Source organism: Cystobacter fuscus (assembly GCF_044360685.1).
Taxonomy (GTDB): domain Bacteria; phylum Myxococcota; class Myxococcia; order Myxococcales; family Myxococcaceae; genus Cystobacter; species Cystobacter fuscus_C.
In genome coordinates, this window is sequence record NZ_CP043491.1 from 4,247,649 (window position 1) to 4,268,336 (window position 20,688).

Genomic DNA, 20,688 nt, shown 5'->3' on the forward strand with positions numbered 1-20,688 from the left:
GGGCCGGCCCTCGGCTTTTGTTGCCAGGGCCAGGGGGATACGATGTGGCCTCTCGTCCCTCGTGGAATCACCGTGATCCATACCCCCACGCCCGTCTCCGCCCAGGCCGCGCAGTCCTTCCGCCGCTTCTTCCAGGAGCTGCGCGAGGCCTATCTGGAGCGCGAGACCCTCTTCACCCAGATCGAGCTGGCGCTGCTCTGCCGCGAGCACGTGCTCGTGGTCGGCCCCCCGGGAACCGCCAAGAGCGCCATCGCCTCCGCGGTGCTCGGCCGCATCGTGGATGAGCAGACCGGACAGCCCTCGCTCTTCGCCAAGCAGCTCGCCGAGTCCACCGTCCAGACGGATCTCATCGGCCCGGTGGACTTCAAGGTGCTCACCGAGACGGGCCGCACCGAGTACCTCACCGAGGACGGCATGCTGGGCGCCACCCACGCCTTCCTCGACGAGGTGTTCGACGGGCGCGACATGCTGCTGCGCTCCATCCTCAACGTCCTGCACGAGCGCGAGCTCAAGCACGGGCGCCGGGTGACGAGCGGCCGCATCGAGTGCGCCATCATGACGAGCAACCGCTACCTCTCCGAGGTGCTCGCGCGCTCGCCCGAGCTGCTGCTCGCCTTCGCCGACCGCCTGAGCTTCATCTCCTTCGTGCCCAAGAGCTTCGCCCGGTCCGCCAGCCGCTCCGCCATGCTGCACCGCTTCGCCCATGGTCTGCGGCCGGACCTGCGCGCCGTGCTCACCCTGCAGCAGCTCGACGTGCTCCAGAAGAACGTGGAGCGGGTGACGGTCTCCAACACCCTGCTCGAGGCCATCGAGCTGCTCACCGATGAGCTGGAGCGCGCGCTCACGGCCCAGGTGTCCAAGCTGCCCGACTACGTGCCCACCAAGTACTTCTCCCAGCGCTCGGTGGTGAAGGCCCTGTGGGCCCTCAAGGCCGCCGTGGTGAGGGATCAGCTCTACCGCCGTCCGGATCGCCCCCTCGAGGCCACCGTCGAGGACCTGGACGCCCTGCGCTGGTTCTTCCTTCTTGGAGGGCCTCCCGCGGAGGAGTCCGAGGCGCTCCTCAAGGTGGCCGTGGATCCGCGCGAGCGCGCGCAGCTGGAGATCGTCCGCATCGAGCAGAAGGCCTTCGATGCCGCCCTGGCCAAGGTGCGCGCGGACCTGGGCGCGGGCCCGGAACGCGAGGCCGCGACGCTCGGCGCCGCCGAGGAACTCAAGACCGTGGAGGCGCTCGCACGCGGCTTCCAGCCGGGAATCGTGGCCTCCACGGCGCGCAGACTGCACGGCAAGCTCGTTCCCGGCCCTCGCCACTCCGACAACCGGGTGGCCCTCCTGGCCGCCGCGCGCGGCCTGCTCGCGAGCGTGGAGCAGCGGCTGTCGCGCGGACCCATCGAGGGCAGTGAGCCGCGCGCGGGCGAGGCCTTGTTCTCCGCGATCCTGGAAACGCTCTCCCTGTGCCGCCACGTCCCCGAGCTGACCCCACGGATGCCCGCCGTGTGCGAGGCGATCCACCGCTTCAGTCTCCAGGCGCTCGAGCTCATGGCGCTCCAGTCCGAGAGCCTCGCCTTCGACGAGTCGGTGTCCCTGGATCCGCTCGTCGGACTCGCGGACAACCTCGCCGACGAGCTGGGCCAGGTGGGCGAGCTCCTGGCGCTGCTCGCCGAGTCCTCCTCGGGCGCGGTCCCTCACTTGAGGACCGCGGAGGCCGAGACGCGGCGGCGGGCCGTGGCCGCGTTCCGTCAGCGCGCGGAGCGCATCTTCCCGGGTCCACGGGGCCGCAGGGATCCGCTCGATGCGCTCTCCGCGGACTCGAGCCGGCTCGCCCAGCTCGAGCACGCCCTGTGCCGGTTGGATGCCTCCCAGCGCGGCCTCAAGCAGCAATTGCTGGAACCGCTCGGCTTCGACTATGCCCGGGAGGTGTTCGGCACCGTGCCCTTCGAGCGCATCGACCAGTTGTCGCGCACGGTGCAGGCGGTGGCGGAGAACCTGCGGCGCGAGGGTCTGGCCCCCGAACCCGTGTTCGTCGAGTGCCGGGACATCCTCGAGACGCGGCTGCGCGAGTACGTCCAGGGCATCAGCCGTGAGGTGGCGACCCCTCTGACCGCCGCGCAGACCGCCGTCAATGGCGAGGCCTACAACTTCTACCGGGGCTCCTTCTCCAAACAGATCCCGGACGGAGAGTTCTCCGCGTTGCTCGGCCTGGAGGGACAGCTCGCCTTCGCCCGCTCCCCGTCCACCGCGTTCTTCCTCTCCGATGCCCTCCGGGACGCCGTGGCCCGGGTGGAGCTGTCCTTCGTGCAGGCGCGCCTCAAGTACCTGCGCAGCTGGCTCACCCAGTTGCTCACCACGCTGCCCGCGCCCCAGAGCGCGCAGACCCGGGCGGCCGCGGATCAGATCTTCGATCGCCTGGTGCGCAGCCGCTTCCCCATGCTGGCCCTGAAGGAGGGCGAGCTGGTGCGCCTCAAGGGGGTGCTCGGCGTGGTGATGGGCCTGTCCGGGGAGTTGGGAGAGAGCGCGCGCAAGCTGCAAGGCGTGTTGCTCGGCATCGACGACGACTTCTCCCGCTTCAGCAAGCAGTTGCTGGAGCTGCGGGCCTCGTTGTGAGGAGGGGCTGACGCGTGCTCGGCTCGCGGCTCGCGCATCTGCGGCTTCAGTTGGATGCGCTCCAGGAGCGCCCGTCCCGGGGCGAGGGCATGCGCTCCTGGTGGCGGGGAATGACCGCCCCGGCCGAGGTGGACCTGTCCCTGCCTACCGTGACGGCGCTCGACCGGGCCCTGGAGCGGGTGGGGGTGCATACCCTCGCGGACGCGCGCCTGCTGCTCGAGCTGGGCGTGAAGAAGGGCCGCGTGGGCGAGCTGGCCAAGGGGTTGAAGGAGCGCGCGCACGAGGCGCTGGAGGAGTTCGAGCGCACCTTGGAGGCCGTGCACAAGATGCACCACGCGGGCCGCACGCCCCCGGGGGCGCGCACCACGCTGGAGCGGGGCTTCGTCCGGCTCGTGCGGGTGCTGCGGGTGGCGGATCTCTTCCTGTCGCCCTCGGCTCCGGCTCCGGACTCGGGCGCGGAGCAGCTCTTCCCGCGGCCCGGCCCCTCCTGGAACGCCCAGCGCGCGCCGAGCCGAGCGCGCATGGCCGTGGCCGAGTTCCTCGCCCAGCGGGCCCGCGCCACCGTGGACGACGTGGTGCAGAAGCGCAGGGATCTGGACATGGCCCACGAGCTGTTGCTGCGCATCGGCATGGAGCATGACCGCGAGCGCGGCGTGGCCCTGCGCCATGAGGTGGCCCAGGCCCGTGAGCGCGTCCGGGACACGCCCCCGACGCGCTCGCTCGAGGAATTGGTCGATCAGGTGCGCCAGTCCGCCGTGCGCGAGCCACAGCTCGCCTGGCGCTCGCTCCGGGGCCTCTACGAGCGCGCGGTGGAGGCCGAGCAACCCCAGCTCGCCGCGGCGGCCCGGGCGGCGCTCACCCGGCTCATGCCCTCGCGCGACTCGATGCGGGCCCTGCTGGAGTCCGCCGAGCGCGATGAGCTGCGGCGCTGGTTCGGCGAGGAACAGCCGCCCGCCAGGGCCGGCAAGGAGGAGGGGGAGCGTCGGCAGGACGCGTCCGCGGACGAGCTGCTCGCGGATCTGGCCTTCTCCCTGCGTCCCGAGCAGCGCGCCGCGTTCGATCTGGCGGCCGGTTGCGCCCGCTACTTCGACGTGGAGGACGTGCTGTCCGACGAGGTCATCGAGGTGAACACCCGCAAGGTGCGCCCGGTGCCCCGGCTCGTGCCCCATCCCACCCAGAACATGACGTTCGAGCGCACGGGCGGGCTGCACGACGTGCACAACTTCGTCCTCTCCGATCCGCGCATGCTCCTCTACGATCTGGCCTCCCACCGCCAGCTCGTGCGCGCCTACCTCGAGGACGAGCCGCCCCCCGAGCCCAAGAAGAAGAAGCGCACCGCGGTGCGCGTCTACGTGTGTGACGCCTCGGGCTCCATGCACGGCGCCCGCGCGCGCTTCCGCGACGCCCTCATCATCGCCGAGCTCAACAACCTGCGCATCAAGGCGCGCCAGGGCCTGCCCTTCGATCCGCTCTATTTCTCCTTCTTCAACGACATCCCCACCGAGCTGTCCCGCGTGGACACGGCCCGCGAGGCCACCCGGCAGATCGAGAAGCTCTTCCGCCACTCTCCCGCCGAGGGCCAGACGGACATCACCCTGGCGCTCATGTCCGCCTTCGACTCGATCCGGGCCGCGCGCGGACGGGATCCCTACCTCGCGCGCGCCACCGTGGTGATCATCACCGATGGCGAGGATCGCGTCGATCTGGAGCTCATCCGCCGCACCCGCGCGCCCATGGACTCGCTGGACATCGCGCTGAGCTTCGTGTCGCTCGGCGAGGAGAACCCGGACCTCAAGTTGCTCGTCCAGGAGCAGAGCGCCCGTGGAGGCCGCGCCTTCTACCACCACCTGTCCGACCGGGAGATCCAGTGGGCGCGCACCGAGTTCGACAGCCCCTGGCGCACCTTGCTCCCCCGCGACGTGCCCGTCACCCCCGAGGCCCTCGAGGCACTCGGCCCCCACCTGGCCGCGCTCGAGGCACTCGCCGCCGGACACTCCGCCCCCGTCGCCCCCCTGGTCTCCGAGGCGTCCTTCGACGCGCTCTTCCCCGCGCCCGAGGCGCTCGCGCGGCAGCAGGCCCCGGACGTCTCCGAACCCGAGCGGGTCGCTCGCGTGGCGGACATCCTCGACGCGCTCGTGGAGGCCTCCGCGCTCGCTCCCGCCGACCGCCGCGCCACCGAGGCGCTCACGCTCCTGCGCCACCTGCTGGGCGTGTACCAGCTCGACCCCGCGCGCTACCTCGCCGTGCTCGCCACCGGAAGTCCAGAGGTGCACGAGCGCCTCGCCCGCGTGCGCCTGCTCTGCCGTCCCTTCGGCTAGGCTGTGCCCCGGCCATGTTCTTCGACTGGTTGCGCAAGAAGACTCCCAAGAAGCCCGCTCGGGTGGAGGATCCCCTCGCGGCCTTCGATCAGCTCATCGAGGACCTGGAGCGGCAGGGCGCGGAGGTGCGCAAGTCGGCCGCCACGCTGCTGGCCCTCAAGGGCGAGCTGTCCCGCTCCCAGGAACGCTATGCCCGGCGGGTGGAGGAGCTCGCCCGGCGCAAGGCCGTCGCCGACACCCAGGGGGACGCGAAGATCTCCCAGACGCTCGAGCGCGACCGCGTCCAGGCCGAGTCCCTGCTGAACACCACGCGTGAGTCGCTGCTCCGGGCCGAGCAGGACGGCCAGTTGCTGCTGGAGGCCGCCGCGGACCTGGGCAACCGGGTGGCCGAGCTGCGCACCGAGCGGGAAAGCGCCTCCGCGCGGCTCGCCGTGGGCGGCCTGGTGTCCAGCGCCCTGCGCGAGCGGGTGGAGCGCTTCGAGAAGGTGCTCGCGGTGGACGCGGCCCGGGACGAGATCGAACGGGCCCACGCGCTCGCGGAGATCTACCGCGAGGAGCGCGAGGAGTCCGGCGAGCCGGGCTGAGCGCTCGGGTCCGCCCTCACCGGACGAAGCGGGAGAGGGCCCGGAGCCAGACGACCACCGCCTCCGCGCCCGCGTCGGGGAGACCCAGGGCGCGCTCGCCGAGGTAGCTGGCACGGCCCAGACGGGGCTTCATCCGCGACGTGGCCTCGGCTCCCCGCTCGGCGGCGAGGAGGGCCTCCGCCCAGGCCTCGGCGGGCGTGCCTCCGGCGTGGAGTTCCCGGGAGAAGATGTCCGCGGCGGGGCGCAGGGCGTCGATCATCGTGCGATCTCCCGGACCGGCGCCGCCGAGCTCGGCCACCGCCTCGACTCCCGCCTGGAAGGCCTCGGCCCAGGCGCGGGCATCGGGCTGGGGATGCTCCGCCAGCCGGCGGGAGGCTCGCAGCAGGGCGGTGGCGTAGAAGGGCCCCGAGCTGCCACCGATGGCGCGGCGCAGGGCCTCGCTGAGCGCCATCAGGGCCCGTGCGGGGCTCGTCCAGGCGGACGGGGGCAGGGCCCGGATCGCCGCCGCACCCCGCACGAGGCTGATGCCGAGATCTCCATCCCCCGCCGCGCCATCGAGCTCCGTCAGCCGCGCCTCGGCGGCGTCGAACGCATCGGCGATGGCGAGGAGCGCCTGGTGGACGTGCTCCATGTCCGCCGGGCGCGACTCGGTGGCACTGGAGGCGTGTGGCACGGCGCGCGGGGGCGCGATCCTGCGCGCGGGGGCGAGCCGTCCGGAGCCCGGCCAGGCGGGGGCGGAGGTGGCGGCGTCGAGCCGGTGCAACCGCTCGTCGTCCACCTTGAGAAGGGACAGGGAACAGCCGGGCATCTCCAGGGCCGTGAGGAACTCGCCGCTCCAGGCCCGCTCCACGGAGAGGCCCCGCTCGCGCAGGAAGGCGAGGGCGCGGCGGGCGATGATCGCCAGCTCCTGGGCCGGAGTGCCGCCCAGCCCGTTGATGAGCAGGGCCACGCGGTCACCCGCGCCGAGGCGTTGATCGTCGACGATGGTGGAGAGCAGGGTGTCCACCAGGGCATTGGCGGGCTGGAGGGGGACGCGGCGGACACCTTGTTCACCATGGATGCCGAGTCCCAGTTCCATCTCGTCCTCGCCGAGGGAGAAGCCGGGACGGCCCGCGGCGGGCACGGTGCAGGAGCCGAGGCCCACGCCCATGGTGCCCAGCGCGCTGGCGGCGGCGGCGGCTTCGCGCGCAACCTGTGCGAGCGAGGCGCCGGAAGCGGAGGCGGCGCCGGCCACCTTGTGCACGAGCACGGTGCCCGCGATGCCCCGGCGCCGCGAGGGCTCGACGGTGTCGCGCAGGGAGACGTCGTCGGAGACGATGACGATTTCGGTGGGGATGCCCTCGGAGCGGGCCAGCTCGGCGGCGAGGCCGAAGTTGAGCCGGTCTCCGGTGTAGTTCTTCACCACGAGGAGGGCGCCGGCGGGCCCGGAGACGGCGCGGATGGCGGCGAGGACCGAGTCGGTGCTCGGGGAGGTGAACACGTCGCCGGCGACCGCGGCGTGCAGCATGCCGGGCCCCACGTAGCCGGCGTGGGCGGGCTCGTGTCCGCTGCCGCCGCCGGAGAGCACGGCGACCTGGCGCGCGGCGGGGTCGGCGGGAAGATCGGAGCGCATCACGACGGCTTCACCCTCGAGCAGCGCGAGCCCCGGATGAAGCGAGACGAGACCTTCGAGCATCTCCGCCACGACGGCGCGGGGATCATTGATGAGCTTCTTCATTGTCGTCTCCAGGGCAGAGGAGGAAGGGGCCGCGCCGCACCGGACGCGGGCACGGAAGGTGGACGCGAGGCATGAACCGCGTCAAGCGCGATCGCGCCGCGGAGCGGGGCAAGGGGCGGAGGGTGGGCCATTGAACTGCTCGCGTGGAGCGGAGAGCATTGGGTCATGGCCGGAATCCGCGAGGACTACATCGAGCGAATGATCAAGCAACTCGTCTCCGCGCTGGCGGCCATCGCGAAGGCGGGAAGGGGTCAGAAGACGGACGAGGCGCTCGAACTCGTGCGACAGACGAGCCTGTCGTTGTTCGGGATGGAGTATCGCACGCTCATCACCTTCGATGCGGCGTCGGTGGCGGAACTGCTCGGGACTCCCGAGAAGATCCTGGCCCTGGTCCGGTTGCTGAGCGCGGAAGCTGACCTGCTCGAACAACGTGGGGACATGGAGGGGGTGTCACATCGCCTGGGCCATGCGCTCGCGTTGTCGCGGCACGCACAGGCCAGGAAGGCCACTCCCGAGGGTGAATCGCTCCTCCAGGCGGTGAGTGAGCGGCTGGCCGCGCTTTGACGGTACTGAACCCATGGAGCGACGCTTTTTCCGGCTAGGTATTGACGTGGATGTGGCGGGGCGCTGGTACCTGGGAGAGCCTACCCACCTCACCGGGCAGGAGTTGGATGACGTTTGGGAGTTTTGCCATGGTCGGCCCGTTGAGGTTCGCGAGCGATTGCGCGTCCCGATTGACCGCCCCGGGAAGGCACTGGACTTCGACACGGCCGGAGTGGGACAAGCCCCCATCGCCAACGCACGAGTGGCCTCTGTCTTCCGCGAGATGGCCCCCAATGATGTTCAACTCTTCCCCGTTGAGGTGCAAGGACAGGGAGAGACTTACTATCTTGTGAATGTGGCGCGGACAGTTCGGTGCATTGACGACAAGGCGAGCGATGAAGTCCAGTTCTACCGTGCGGAAGATGGGCGGCCAGAGCGAATCGGGGAGTACCGCTCAGTTATTGGCTTGCGCATTGACAAGTCGAAGGTTGGAGATGCTCGCGTGTTCCGGCCTTGGGGGTGGCCCCCACCAGTCATTGTCGATGAGGGGATCAAGGAAGCCCTGGAGCGAACCGGCCTGGTGGGCGGGCGATTCGACGAGGTTTGAGATAACGCCATGTCCTCGCCTCTTGAGCAGTTGATTGCGGTCGCGAGCAGATACTGGCCATCAAATAGAAATGGCGACTATCGTCCGGGCCAGCAGATCAGTCCCGAAGCCGAGCGGCTTCATGAGTTGTGGGAACAGGAAATCAAAAATATAAATCGTTGGTGGGCATTCCTTGATGAACTCAGGGGTGAGTTGCCCGGATTTTCCATTGGCGATGCCACTGCGACGCCCGATGCTTGTTTCCGTTGTGTCGTATACCCCGATAAGGGACGCCCGTTGCCAGACCTTCATTGGGTCGTTGTCGGTTGCGTGAGCATTCTTGCCCCGGTTTATGCCGTCTATGGTGTGCAGTTCGAAAATCGGGAGAAGACGCGGGTTTTCAGGGCGATGGACTTTGAGCTTCAGCGACCCGAGATAAAGGCGCCTGCTGAAGTCATTACAAGGAGAGTCGAAGCCGAGTTTGGATTCACCCGGCTTCCGCGCGAGATGGCACAAATGCCCGTTCCGCTGTTCGTACAATGGAAGGAGCCTCCAGAAACCACATTGTTTCACGCGCTCTTCACGAACGAACCAGAGAACATCCCTTGACTTCAACGAAGAGAGCCTTCTCTCTTGGAGACGAGGAAGCTCCCATCGAAGGTAGACCGGTCACCCGTTACATTCTCCACTATCTACCCAACCCGGTGGCTTGACGGGCGTACCCACATTTCTTTGTAATTCCGGAACGACGGCTTTAGCCGCGTCGCTTCCGGAGGTGCGCCGTGTCCACCCGTCTTCCTGGAACTCGCCCCAAGGACGCGCGTCAGAGCCCCCGCGTTGGTTCCTGGGCCCTCCTTGTCCTCTTCCAGTTCTCCTGCGCCACGGGCATCCCACACGGGAGTTTTGTCGGCTACCGCTACAACTCGCTGACGCCCCCACCGGCTCCCAAAGAACCTATGGCCACTACGGCGGAGCCAGGCTTCAAGTCTGCCACCGTGTACGTCGCGGACTTCATGGAGCCCGGCTCCATCTCCACCCGGCCGGTGCCCATTCCCAGGGCCGAGTTCCAACAGGCCTTCCTGCGTCTCTCCCGCGACGTGAGGCTGGGGGCGAAGACTCCACAAGCGGCCGCCCGGGAGTTGCTCCACCTTCTGCCTCCACCCGAAGGCGTTGAGACGGTAGAAAGCAAGGGAGACTGGCTGCTGGAAGTGTACCGCGACCAGGCCTACACCCTGGTGCCCGAGCGCCAGGAAGGCGCAGTGGTGCTCACCCCCGCGGCGGATGAAGCCCTGAGGGCCAGGTACCTCCAGTGGTGTGCACACCGGGGAGGAGGCGATTGCCTGGGCCTGCTGGACGACGGGCCCTACCTGCGCACGGATGACCGGCGGGCCTTCGCGCTGGCCCTGGCCTTCGGCCACGTCCTCGATGAGACGCGCGGGGCTCTGGCGCGCGAGCTGCTCGACGTGCGAATGCTCGTCTCCACGGTCGTCTGGACGGTGGCGCTCTATTGCATGATGTGGGTGGTGCCCGAGCCAACGACCAAGGCCTTGGCCGCTGGCATGACCCTCTTGCTGATGGGTTACGTGGGCCTCCAGACGCTATACGGGCTGATGGATGGCTGGGCTCGAATGGCGGACACGGCGCACCACGCCACCACCTTCGAGGAACTGCGCGCGGCGGGTGAGCAATTCGGCAAGGTGCTGGGAGAGGACGCGGCCCGAGCCATGATTCTCGCTGTGGCCACGCTCGGCGGGCACACGCTGGAGCAGGTGCTGCCACGGGTGAAGTCGCTGCCGCGCTTCAACCTCGCCAGAAAGCAGTTCGAAGCACAGGGCGGCACCGCTGTCCTGGGGCGCCTGGAGGTGACGGAGGCGGCGCTCGCGACGGAGGGCGCCCTGGCCCAGGCGGTGGCGGCGGTGGACACGGTAGCCACCTCACCGCAGGGCCCCCTGGCCGTGGTCCTGCTCAAAAAGGGGACGGGCAGTGGGTCTGGACAGGCTCCTGGGGGCCGCTATGCCGAAACCGTCATTCGCCACCGGGGCGGCAACCGGCAGGTGGAGTTGAGCGACGGCCAGCGCTGGCACTTGCCCCGCGGCAAGTCGGCTGCGGACATTCCCGCCGAGGACAAGGTGGGGGACATGCTCCAGGAGGCCGTCACCCAGGCCGCCAACGAGTGGGGACCTCACAGGCTCTCGCCAAACGAAAAAGACGCTATAGAGCAGGCCATGAAGAAGGGCAAATACTGGCTGGCGCGACTGCTCGAACGAGAGGCTCGAGGGCGCTACGTTCAACTCAAGGTGAAAGCGCAGTTCGAGCACCTCTACGACTTCAGCCTGAGCAAGGGCGTCGACGTGGTAGTTCCTGGAGGCTACAAGTACGAGATGCTCTCCGGAACGGAGTCGAACCTGGCGCGGCATGGTCGGCGCATGGCGGGCGAGTTCTTCCGGATGCTCACCTTCTGAAAGGGGCGGGGATGGATTCGCTCGGGAACATCGTCTTCAAAGATCGGGAAATTGAAAACGAGCGGTTGGAGCTGACGGATACGAGAGCCAACTACATCCTCGGCCCCAGCCTGACGATGAGGAACTGTACCCTCGTGCTGAAGGTGTCCGCCCGACGCCTGAGCCTCAAGCTGCCCCGTTTCATCGACTGCACCTTCGAGGTGAAGCAGGAGTTGAAGAACTACCAGAGCTGGGTGGCAGCATCCCTGAAGGGCTGCCGCTTCAAGGGGCGGCTGTCGGGGTGCGACTTTGGGTACTGGCCTGAATACATGGACCTGCCGTGGTATCAGCACGGGTCCATCGAGGACTGCGACTTCACTGAGGCCCGGCTGGCAGGGTGTCGGTTTCACGCCTGCGACATCGACACCCTTCGCTTCCCCAAGTGGCCCTGCTTTACCTTCCTTGACCCCATTGGCCGAGCCCCTGAACTACGCAGCGTTAAATGGCCGGGAAGCTTTGGTGATATCGTCGTGGACAACCTGCATACTCACCCGCCGTCCACCAAGGCCTTGACTTATTACGCTCCCTCCGCTGCCGAGCGTTTCGAGACCACCCCCGAGGAACTCCGAGCCGTCATCGAGAAGTTCGACTGCATCTTCTACTGACGGGATGGTGGGCTTGAGCCGTTTTAGTGGCTCTCCCACAGTTCCGGAACGGAGTCGAACCTAGGAGCCTGTCGGAGTACCTCGGCTACCCACTACATGAGGGGTAGTGCGACTCAAACACACCGCTACGGTTGGTATGTAGGAGTCGTTTTTCGGCAGTACTCCGACAGGCTCCTAGCGCGGCATGGTCGGCACATGGCGAACGAGTTCTTCCGGATGCTCACCTTCTGAGAGGGCGGCGGATGCTCTACAACAAGGTGTTCTACCAGGGCCAGCAAATCGAGAACGAACGACTGGAGCTGACCGACAAAGGCTCGCTCTACTTTCTCGGCTCGGGACTGACGCTCCGCAACTGCACGGTCGTCGTCAAGGTCTCGGGGAGGAACCTGTTTCTGACCGGCTCCCGTTTTATCGACTGCACTTTCGAGGTGAAACAGGAGCTGAAAAATCACCAACAATGGGTAAAGGCTTCCCTCAAGGGGTGCCGCTTCAAAGGGCGGCTAACCGGGTGCGACTTCGGGCACTGGCCCGACTACGGTACAGGATGGGGGCACGGGGCCATCGAGGACTGTGACTTCACCGAGGCCCGCCTGGATGGCTGCCGCATCATGGGCTCGGATCCTGCCACCCTTCGTTTTCCCAAGTGGCCCTGCTTCACCATCCTGGACCCCATCAGGCGAGCCCGCGAACTCAACCGCGTCCAGTGGCCGGGGGGTTTTCGCCCCATCATCGTGGAGGGTCAGTACAGGGATCCTCCCTGCACAAGGGCCGTAACGCTCTACGCTCCATCCCTCGCCAAGCGCCGCGAGACGACCGAGGAAGCATTCAGAGCGGTCATTGAGCAGTTCGACTTCATCGTCTACTGACGGAACCGTGCGAAGAGTCGCCCTGTCGAAGGCGCACTACGCAACGACAATTACCGCAGGGAAGGGGGCGTCACCGCATGCGCCACCTCGAAACATCTCGCGGCCCCCCGTTCGCACCGCGTTAGCCTGCCGTACCGGCGCGGTGATTGTGAATTCGACGAGGTTTGGAACGAAGAAAGCCTCCTCGCTAGGTGACGAGGAGGCCACTTTGTCGATGGTGAGGGCGGACCAGTACTACAGTGGTAGTTCCCTCGGAGGAGCGCGGCCCCCTCTCCGAGGGGAAGTCCCACTGTAGTACTAGGGGAGCTCGATTCCCGTGATGTGGAATTTATTCCCCAAGTCATCATTGATCGACAGCTTGCATTCACGCGATGACCCGGCGGATGGAGGTTCCATCTCGACGATGACCAGGAATGCTACGTTCACCACGGATGCCTCTGGCTGCCAAGTATAGAAAACCCGCAATTCCTTGTTGCTGCCAACCGTCGCTGTTGCTGTGGTTGATCGCCAGGGGCGCGAACCCGAGGGCACTAGCCAGAGTTCAACGGCCACACGATACTCGGAGCGATAACTGACACCCCTGTCGACGCGGAGTTCGCTGTTCTCGTATCCAATGAGTGACTTCTTGAAAGTCCGGGCACGAACTCCTTCTCGAGCCATGGAGCCACTGGAAATCAGCCAACGCAATTGGCGGGGATCCGCGTGGTTCTCACGGAACTGCTCGAATTCGAGCCGCAACCGGGTCAGTTCTTGGTGGCTGCGTTGGTTTTCCGCACGCTCCTGCTTCAGTTCGCGCTCGAAGGATTCGCGGGTTCGCGTGTCACGGAACACTTCGACTTGTCGGGTGGCCTGGCCGGGAGACGTCACCAGGAACAGCGTGACGGCGTCCTCCGGGTGGCCTCCATCCAGGTAGCGAGCCGACAAACGAAGCCGTTCGCCGGGAGCCATGTCCCTAGGGGGCATGACACTGATGCTCGTGCGACCACGAGAGACCTCTTCGAACCGGAACTCATCTTGCAATTCCACCGAGACGGGCACATCGAAGAAGACTCCTGTCATGAGTCCAGGGCTGACACAGATCTCGTGGGGAGCAAGGGCTGTTCTCGCTCGTTCGATATGCTGAATCTCTTCACAGCCCATGGTCCCAGGAGGGGCGGGGTTCTGTGTCAACAACAGGGTCAGCATGAGCGGCAGGCAGGTCGCGATCACGGGCAGGTTCTCCCGTCACCGGCTGGGGATCGGACGGAATTCACGCACTTGCTCAAGGGATTGGACGGGAAAGACCTCGGGGTTGTCGCGCGTCCCTCCGGACGTCTCGATACCGCGCGTTTTTGAGCTCTCATCCAACTCCATGCAAATCGGCATGGGTTCTTCGCCCGGGCGAGTGACCTCGGTGAATCGACCATAGACACGGTTCTCCCGGGTATAGAGTTGCCCCCTGAAGATCGTGCGCTTGGGGATCAGCGGCAGTGGGTGCCTCATCCCGCTGCCAGGCGGGAAGATGCGGACTTTGGGTTGGGCGGTGATCGGACCGGGCTTCACGAAAATGGGTGGATAGGTTCTATAGCCTTCTTTTTCCTCTTCCACGTACCCATCCAGCCACACCTCGACACTCGCGCGCGGACCCATGCCCAGAAGAACATGGGTCTCCTGGCTGCCCTCGGGGCAGGGTTCGGCGGGCAGCGGAGGGGCAGGCTTCGGCCCGCTCACACAAGCGGGAGTCGTGCAGACGGCGGCAGTGGCCGCGGCGGTGATGATCAGACGACGGTTCTTCGCAGAGGGACGCATGGGTGTTTCCGCGGGGTTCGTCGCGTGGGCGACGGGCGCGGGGGGTGGTGACTTCTGAAGTCCCGCGCTGGACACAACTTCTCCCGTCATGTCGACCTCCGCCATTTCATGGCGAGAAACATCCTGGGACGTAGGGAGAAGCGCGGTGGACTCTTGAAGTGGGGTCGCGGGAGTGAGGAACACGGTCGCCAGCGCGCCCAGCGCGAGGGCCATGGGCCGCCGCCGCGGCTCGGGCGCCAGGGCGGGCTCCGGGATGAGGGGAAGACAGGGCGCCGCTGGAGGCAGCGGCTTGCGGCCTCCGTCGAACAGGGGCTCGTCCCACGCGGCATCGGCTCCGGCGAGGGCGGCCTTCAAGTCGCGCTCGAGCGCGGACGCATCGGCGGGGCGCTCCGCGGGCTCCTTCGCCAGCAGGCGCAGGCACAGCTCGCCCACCGTCGCGGGCACGCGCGGGTTTCGCACGTGGGGGGGCTCGGGCTCGTCCTCAAGGATGGATTGTGCCAGGGGGCCGTGGCGATCACCGAAGGGCAGGGTGCGCGTGAGCAGCGCGTAGAGGGTGACGCCCAGTGCCCACAAGTCGTCCCCGGGCCGCCCCGGCGGGGGCTCTCCCTCCCACTCGCGGGCGAAGCGCACCACCTCGGGGCTGCGGTACTCGGGTGTGCCCGGCGGCAGCCGCAGGGTGAGCCGATGCGCGCCCTCGAACCCCGCCGCGCCGAAGTCCACCAGCACCGGATGGCCGTCCTGCTGGCGCATCACGATGTTGGCTTCCTTCACGTCCCGGTGCACCACGCCCGCGGCATGCAACTGGCCGAGCGTGGACACCAGCGGCAGCATCACCTGGGTGAGCAGCTCGGACGTGCTCGGGTTGAACTCCCTCGCCCAGGTGTCCAGCGCGACGCCTTCCACCAACTCCAGGGCCAGGACGATGAAGCGCGGCTTCTCCTCGGGCCACAGGCCATAGCCGTGGAAGCCCACCACGGGCAGCTCCTGCACCCGCCGCAGCGCGTCCACCTCCCGTTCGCCCCGCGCATCCCGGGGCACCAGTTTGATGGCGAAGCGCTTGCGGCCCCTTCGGGCCTGGTACAGCGCGCCGAAGCTGCCAGCCGCCAGCCGCCTCTCGATGATGAAGCCGGCCACCTCCGCCCCGGGCAACAGGTTCAACCCGAGCGGCTCGTCCGGCGCCTCATCCCTCGCGATTCTCATCCCACTCTCCTCCGAGTAGCGGGCAGGCTACCAGGGAGGTGAGGGAAGCGTTCGGAGGTGTGAGGTAGGGCGCGGAGTGGACGACGCCAATGAGTACTTCTCGTGGCGGAGGTGGCGGGGCGCTCGTGCGCGGGTCCCGCCGTGTGGACTCCGGGCTGGGGCTCAGGTGCGGCGCGCGGTCTGGTGCAGCTCCAGCACGATGTTGCCGTTCTTGAAGAGCCGCACCGCTCCAGAGGTCTGGCTCACCACCAGCGCGATGCTCTTCGTCGTCGAGGTGATGCTCGCCGCCGCGGCGTGCCGCGCGCCCAGGCCGAGGGGAATCTTCACCGCCTCGTCGGACGCCGACAGGTAGCGGCCTGCGGCCAGCACCACGCCGTCCTCGCGGATGACGAACGCGCCGTCGAGCACCGAGAAGTTCTTGATGGCCTCGCGGATCTTCGGATCCAGCACGTTGCGCTCGGCCTCGGAGATGCCCTGGAAGGGGTTGATCGTCATCTGCCGGCTCTTCTCCATCACGCTCGTGTGGTCGCCGATGGTGATGATGGTGCCGATGGGGTGGCCCTCGAAGCCCTCCTGGCCGATCTGCAGCGCGAGCTGGATGAGGGCGTCCACCACCTGGGAGTTGAACTCGTCCCCGAGCTTCACGCCCTCGATGGCGAGCCGGTCGTCCAGCGAGCCGCCGATGCGCATCTGCATCAGCGTGTCCGGAGGGCGGCCGAGCTTGCCCGTCATGCACAGCACCAGGTTGCCCTCGGCGAACGCTCCCTGGGACAGCGCGGACACGAGCGCCACCTTCACCCGCTCGGTGCGCGAGTAGTCGTAGGCGGGGATGACGAGCGCGCGCTGCTTGTTGGCGAGCAGCTCCTGGGCGAGCCGCGGGGTGGTGACGGCGTAGACGAGCTTGCGCTTGGCCAGCTGCCGCCGCAGATCCTCGGGCGCGATGAGCACGTCGCTGATGTAGAGGAAGTGGTCGACGTCACCCTTCCCAGCGAGCGAGAGGGCGGCTCGCAGGAACTCCCGGTCGAATTTCGAGGTTTCGCTCATAAGTTGCAACCGCGCCGCTTGTTGGAGGGAGGACGGGCCTCCTTGACACCAGTCCGCGTCTGAATAAAGCTTTCCGGCCTTTTTTTCGGGGATGTTGGGCCCATTCCCCGCCGCACGGGAGCCTAAGGCTGTGAACCAGAAAGATCTCAAGCGTTACAAGAAGATGCTCGAGGACAGCAAGACGAGCCTGCTGGAGAGCGCCAAGAAGACGCTGGTGGAGGAGGCCAGCTTCGACACCGACGATCTCCCCGATGAGATCGATCAGGCCTCTTCCGAGTACACGCAATCGATGGTGTTCCGGTTGCGTGATCGGGAAAAGTTCTTGCTGCAGAAGATCGATCGGGCGCTTGGCCGGATCGAGGATGGCACCTTCGGCGTCTGCGAGCGGTGCGACGAGGAGATCTCCCCCAAGCGGTTGGAGGCGCGGCCGGTGACGACGCTGTGCATCCGCTGCAAGGAGGAGCAGGAGAAGAAGGAGAAGTCCTACGGCTGATGCCGTGACGGAGCGGGGGGCCCTCCACGCCTGGGCCCGGCTGGATCCCCCTGCTCCGGGTCTCACGCCGCCAGTTGGATCTCCACCCGGAGCAGCTGTCGGCCGATGAGGAAGTGGTCCCCGTTCTCCACGAAGACGGGTCCGGTCAGCCGCAGGAAGGTGCCGTTGGACGAGCCCACGTCCTTGACGCGCAGCCGGTCCTGCTTCACGTGCAAGAGCGCGTGGCGTCCGGAGACGAAGCCGTCCGTGGGGAAGGTGATCTCCCCGTGCTCGCGTCCCAGGTGGTTGTCCCCTTCCTTGAGCGGGAAGGCCGCTCCGCGGATGCCCCCCTCGAGAATCTGCACCAGCCGCAGCCGGTAGCCGGGATCCGCCGAGCCCCAGATGTGGGCGCCGCCAGGTCCCACGGCCGCCGCCGGAATGGGCTCGAGCACCAGGCGCTGCCGGCCCAGCCGCAGCTCGCCGCCCACGGGCAGCTCCCGCTCCTGGCGCAGGCGGGCGAACACGCCGTTGGCGCCTCCCACGTCCTCCATGGCGAGTCGGCCACCGGAGAAGAAGAAGCGCGCCTGCACGGGCATGATGAAGGGATCGTCCACGAGCGGCAGATCCCCCTGGGGGCCGCAGGTGAGGGTGTCCCGGGTCATCTTCACCACGGATTCCGGGCCCCCGTCGGCCCGTACCACCCGCAGGGAGACCTGGGGACGGAGCACGGGCTTGGTGGCGGCCATCACCATGGTTCCCGAGCGCAGGGGCGCGCTACAGGCATGGCAGGTGGAGGCGGAATCGGGATTCTCGGCGTCGCAGCGGGGACAGTGTGGCATGGCGGGCGGGTGTACATATCAAGCCGCGCGGGGGGTTGCTCGGAACGAGATCTGGGGTCCTCCATCTTGCGGGAGACCCGACGCTCATGGGAAGTTCGGGGGACAACACCCGATCCTCCTGCATCCGGGAAGTCCTCCTTGTCTTGCCCCAGCTGCGGCACCGAGACCGGTGACGCCTCCAACTACTGCCCCTCTTGCGGCGCCACGCTCACGCGTGGGGATCAGGACGAGTACATCGGCCGCACGCTCGCCCGGAAGTACAAGGTCGAGGCCCTCATTGGCGAGGGCGGCATGGGCAAGGTGTACCGCGCCCGTCAGGAGGCGCTGGACAAGCTGGTGGTGCTCAAGGTGCTGCGCCGCTCGCTGCTCAACGACGAGCGCACCGTGGCGCGCTTCAAGCGGGAGGCCAAGGCCGCCAGCCGCCTCAACCATCCCAACTCCATCAGCATCCTCGACTTCGGCCAGGCCGAGGACGGGGCGCTCTTCATCGCGATGGAGTTCGTGCCGGGGCAGGATCTGCACACCGTGCTCAGCAAGGAGGGGCCGCTTTCCGAGCCGCGCATCGCGCGCATCGTCAGCCAGGTGCTCTCCGCCCTCAACGACGCGCACGGCGCCGGCGTCATCCACCGGGACTTGAAGCCCGAGAACATCATGGTGGAGCAGCGCCGCAACGAGCCGGACTGCGTCAAGGTGCTCGACTTCGGCATCGCGAAGATCCAGGACGGCGGCAACGACGACGGGCCGGCGCTCACGCGCACCGGCTTCGTGTGCGGCACCCCCGAGTACATGTCGCCCGAGCAGGCCAGGGGCGGCTCGTTGGATCACCGCTCGGACCTGTACGCGGTGGGCGTCATCCTCTACCAGCTCGTCACCGGGCGGCTGCCCTTCGAGTCCGACACCGCGGTGGGCTTCGCCACCAAGCACCTCACCGAGGAGCCGGTGCCTCCCTCGCGCCGCCGTCCGGACGTGCGCGTGTCGCCGGGCATGGAGCGGCTCATCATGCGGGCCCTCTCCAAGAGTCCGGATGACCGGCCCCAGGACGCGGAGGCCTTCCGGGCCGAGCTGCTCGCGGTGGCCCAGGAGCGGGAGCGCCGCAACGCGCCCTCGAGCCGGCGCACGGCGGCGCACGCGGCACAGGGGCTCGCGCCGCTGCCGCGCCGGGGCACGCCCCCGCCCAATACGCTGAGCACGGAAATCACCGACACGAACTGGAACGGCGCGCCCGAGCCCACCGTGAAGGCCCCGCCCGAGCAGCGCACGCAGGCGGCCGTTCCCGTGCCCCGGGCTCCTCCCGAGCGCACGCAGATCGCTCCCGCGCACCGGCCCGAGCGGCCCGAGCGCGATCGCTCCTCCACCGCGTCCGTCTCCGTGATGCGCGCGCCCGAGCGCACGCCTCCCCCGGTCTTCAACGCCCCGCTCAACGACAAGACCGAGGCGATCCTCCTCTCCCTTCCGTCATCCGAGCCCGAGCCCGAGCCGGGAGGCGGCTTCGGGGTGATCAAGGCGTTCGTGCTCACCCTGGCGCTGGGCACGCTCGCCCTGGCGGGCTACTGGCTGTACACGAGCTACAGCGAGCAGGCGCGCGCCAAGCCCTTCGTCCCGCCGAGCAACGCGCCCATTCCGGGGCAGGACTCCGGGGCCTACGTGCCCAAGCCCGGTGTGCCGCTGTACGAGCAGGTCATTCCACCCCGCCGGCGCGACGAGCGCGAGGCGCTGCGGCGCAAGCAGGCGGGGTACGAGGCCTACAAGAACGGCAACCTGGATCTGGCGGCCACCGAGTACCGCAACGCCTTCGGGTTGGATCCGACGCCGGAGCTGTCGTTGATGCTCGGCGAGGTGTACTGGGCGCGGGGCATCACCGACGAGGCGCGGGGGTGGTGGCGCAGGCACCTGCGCGACGCGCCGGACTCCAAGGCGCGCGCCACGTTGCTGCTCAAGGATCCGGGCCTCGCCGAGCCCGCGACCCCGTAGTCAGGTCATCAAATCCACCTGGACGACGTGCTGACCCAGGCGCACCCGGTCTCCCGAGCGCAGCGGCCGGTCCACGCCGGAGGGGATGCGCACGTAGGTGCCGAGGCCGCCGGACAGGTCGCGCAGCTGGGCCCCGGAGGCGGTGAAGCTCAGCTCGCAGTGCCGTCCGGCGAGCCCTTCCTCCTGGGCGTAGCAGAAGTCGCAGTTGGCCTGGCCGATGGTGAGCAGCGGGGCGGAGGTGACGACCGTGCGGCCGCCCCGGCCGCCGACGAGCACCTCTTCCACCCCATAGACGCCCTGACCGGGAGGCACCGGGGCGCCGTAGACGATGGGCCGCCCGGCGACGGGGGGCGGCGCGTCGAGCTTGCCGATGAAGCGGAAGAGCCGCTGGCCCACGCTGAAGAAGGCGTAGGGGGTGAGCGTCTCGGTGCCGGGGATGGTGACGTAGAGGCCCGAGGCACTGGCCTCGTCGCGCACGTGCAGCACGTTGTCCTTGATGAGGAAGGTGGCGTGCTGGGCGGAGACGAAGATGTCATCCGCGAAGAGGATGGCACCCCGGGTGCGGCCCACCGTACAACCCGTGATGGGCAGCTTGAAGCGCTGGCCCCGGGCCGAGCCGGCGACGACCGTGAGGCCGAAGCGCGAGGCGGTGGGCACGGGCCGGGCGGCGCTGACGGGCCGGGCGGCCGGGGCGCCTCCCACGGCGGGACGGGCCGGCGCGCTCACGGGCGCCCGGGGAAGGGCGCCGGGCGGGGGCCGGGCGGCGACGGGGACTCCTCCCGCCGCGGGGTGGGGGGGCGGCGTGCGGATGGAGGGCCGCAGACCCGGGGGGGAGTCGGAACCCGGCCTGCCCGAGGGGCGGGCGGGGGACTTCGACGCCGGGGCCGCGAGCGGGGCGCCACAGCTGGCGCACACCTCGGTCCGAGGGGGGTTGTGGCCGTCACAGTTCGGGCAGACCACGGCGAGAACGGACAGCAGCAGCTGTGACATGATCGGATCGACTCTAGAAGTGGGTGCAACGCCGGGTCAACGAAAGCGAGCGTCGGGCGAATC

17 protein-coding genes are annotated in these 20,688 nt (G+C 68.2%); 11 read left to right on the forward strand and 6 right to left on the reverse strand.

Annotated features, from left to right (window positions below; translation table 11 throughout):
* The first annotated feature begins 42 nt into the window (after positions 1-42).
* The 3 genes from F0U63_RS17475 to F0U63_RS17485 are packed head-to-tail and all read left to right on the forward strand — an operon-like array spanning position 43 to position 5,503.
* Positions 43-2,601 carry an AAA family ATPase gene (locus tag F0U63_RS17475; RefSeq protein ID WP_395847049.1) on the forward strand — a complete coding sequence of 853 codons (2,559 nt, stop codon included), beginning with the start codon at positions 43-45 and terminating at the stop codon, positions 2,599-2,601.
* 14 nt (positions 2,602-2,615) lie between these two features.
* The gene (locus F0U63_RS17480) at positions 2,616-4,919 is read left to right on the forward strand and encodes a VWA domain-containing protein (protein WP_395847050.1); all 2,304 of its coding nucleotides are present in this window, start codon (positions 2,616-2,618) and stop codon (positions 4,917-4,919) included.
* A 14-nt stretch (positions 4,920-4,933) separates the two neighbouring features.
* The gene (locus tag F0U63_RS17485; protein ID WP_395847051.1) at positions 4,934-5,503 is read left to right on the forward strand and encodes a PspA/IM30 family protein; all 570 of its coding nucleotides are present in this window, start codon (positions 4,934-4,936) and stop codon (positions 5,501-5,503) included.
* Positions 5,504-5,519: 16 nt separating this feature from the next.
* Here F0U63_RS17485 and F0U63_RS17490 read toward each other — a convergent pair whose 3' ends face one another.
* Positions 5,520-7,220 (reverse strand): dihydroxyacetone kinase family protein, encoded by a 1,701-nt coding sequence (locus tag F0U63_RS17490; RefSeq protein WP_395847052.1) that lies wholly within the window; start codon positions 7,218-7,220, stop codon positions 5,520-5,522.
* 165 nt (positions 7,221-7,385) lie between these two features.
* On the opposite strand from F0U63_RS17490, the gene F0U63_RS17495 reads away from it, so the two are divergent.
* From F0U63_RS17495 to F0U63_RS17520, 6 genes are all read left to right on the forward strand, one after another.
* Positions 7,386-7,784: a hypothetical protein gene (locus F0U63_RS17495; RefSeq protein WP_395847053.1), complete on the forward strand. Its 399-nt coding sequence runs from the start codon at positions 7,386-7,388 to the stop codon at positions 7,782-7,784.
* Between the two features lie 13 nt (positions 7,785-7,797).
* Positions 7,798-8,370, forward strand: a complete 573-nt coding sequence (locus F0U63_RS17500; RefSeq protein WP_395847054.1) for an imm11 family protein — start codon at positions 7,798-7,800, stop codon at positions 8,368-8,370.
* Between the two features lie 9 nt (positions 8,371-8,379).
* Positions 8,380-8,958, forward strand: coding sequence for a hypothetical protein (locus tag F0U63_RS17505; protein ID WP_395847055.1), 579 nt, complete (start codon positions 8,380-8,382; stop codon positions 8,956-8,958).
* 173 nt (positions 8,959-9,131) lie between these two features.
* A complete protein-coding gene (locus F0U63_RS17510) occupies positions 9,132-10,811 on the forward strand; it encodes a hypothetical protein (protein WP_395847056.1) in 1,680 nt (559 codons plus the stop codon).
* Between the two features lie 11 nt (positions 10,812-10,822).
* Positions 10,823-11,455 carry a hypothetical protein gene (locus tag F0U63_RS17515; RefSeq protein WP_395847057.1) on the forward strand — a complete coding sequence of 211 codons (633 nt, stop codon included), beginning with the start codon at positions 10,823-10,825 and terminating at the stop codon, positions 11,453-11,455.
* Between the two features lie 242 nt (positions 11,456-11,697).
* Complete coding sequence (locus F0U63_RS17520) at positions 11,698-12,321, forward strand: hypothetical protein (RefSeq protein WP_395847058.1); 624 nt, start codon at positions 11,698-11,700, stop codon at positions 12,319-12,321.
* Positions 12,322-12,618: 297 nt separating this feature from the next.
* Here F0U63_RS17520 and F0U63_RS17525 read toward each other — a convergent pair whose 3' ends face one another.
* The 3 genes from F0U63_RS17525 to F0U63_RS17535 all read right to left on the reverse strand — a co-directional run bounded on the left by F0U63_RS17525 (position 12,619) and on the right by F0U63_RS17535 (position 16,353).
* Positions 12,619-13,530 (reverse strand): DUF2381 family protein, encoded by a 912-nt coding sequence (locus F0U63_RS17525; protein ID WP_395847059.1) that lies wholly within the window; start codon positions 13,528-13,530, stop codon positions 12,619-12,621.
* A 15-nt stretch (positions 13,531-13,545) separates the two neighbouring features.
* Positions 13,546-15,309: a serine/threonine protein kinase gene (locus F0U63_RS17530; RefSeq protein WP_395847061.1), complete on the reverse strand. Its 1,764-nt coding sequence runs from the start codon at positions 15,307-15,309 to the stop codon at positions 13,546-13,548.
* Between the two features lie 162 nt (positions 15,310-15,471).
* Positions 15,472-16,353 (reverse strand): DNA integrity scanning protein DisA nucleotide-binding domain protein, encoded by an 882-nt coding sequence (locus tag F0U63_RS17535; RefSeq protein ID WP_395847062.1) that lies wholly within the window; start codon positions 16,351-16,353, stop codon positions 15,472-15,474.
* A 130-nt stretch (positions 16,354-16,483) separates the two neighbouring features.
* On the opposite strand from F0U63_RS17535, the gene F0U63_RS17540 reads away from it, so the two are divergent.
* The gene (locus F0U63_RS17540; RefSeq protein WP_002629270.1) at positions 16,484-16,846 is read left to right on the forward strand and encodes a TraR/DksA C4-type zinc finger protein; all 363 of its coding nucleotides are present in this window, start codon (positions 16,484-16,486) and stop codon (positions 16,844-16,846) included.
* Between the two features lie 62 nt (positions 16,847-16,908).
* Here the strand turns inward: F0U63_RS17540 and F0U63_RS17545 are convergent, their stop codons facing one another.
* Positions 16,909-17,664, reverse strand: coding sequence for an FHA domain-containing protein (locus tag F0U63_RS17545; RefSeq protein WP_395847063.1), 756 nt, complete (start codon positions 17,662-17,664; stop codon positions 16,909-16,911).
* 138 nt (positions 17,665-17,802) lie between these two features.
* On the opposite strand from F0U63_RS17545, the gene F0U63_RS17550 reads away from it, so the two are divergent.
* A complete protein-coding gene (locus F0U63_RS17550) occupies positions 17,803-19,635 on the forward strand; it encodes a protein kinase (protein ID WP_395847064.1) in 1,833 nt (610 codons plus the stop codon).
* Here F0U63_RS17550 and F0U63_RS17555 read toward each other — a convergent pair whose 3' ends face one another.
* On the reverse strand, positions 19,636-20,625 hold the full coding sequence (locus F0U63_RS17555) for an FHA domain-containing protein (RefSeq protein ID WP_395847065.1): 990 nt from the start codon (positions 20,623-20,625) through the stop codon (positions 19,636-19,638).
* Positions 20,626-20,688: the final 63 nt, after the last annotated feature.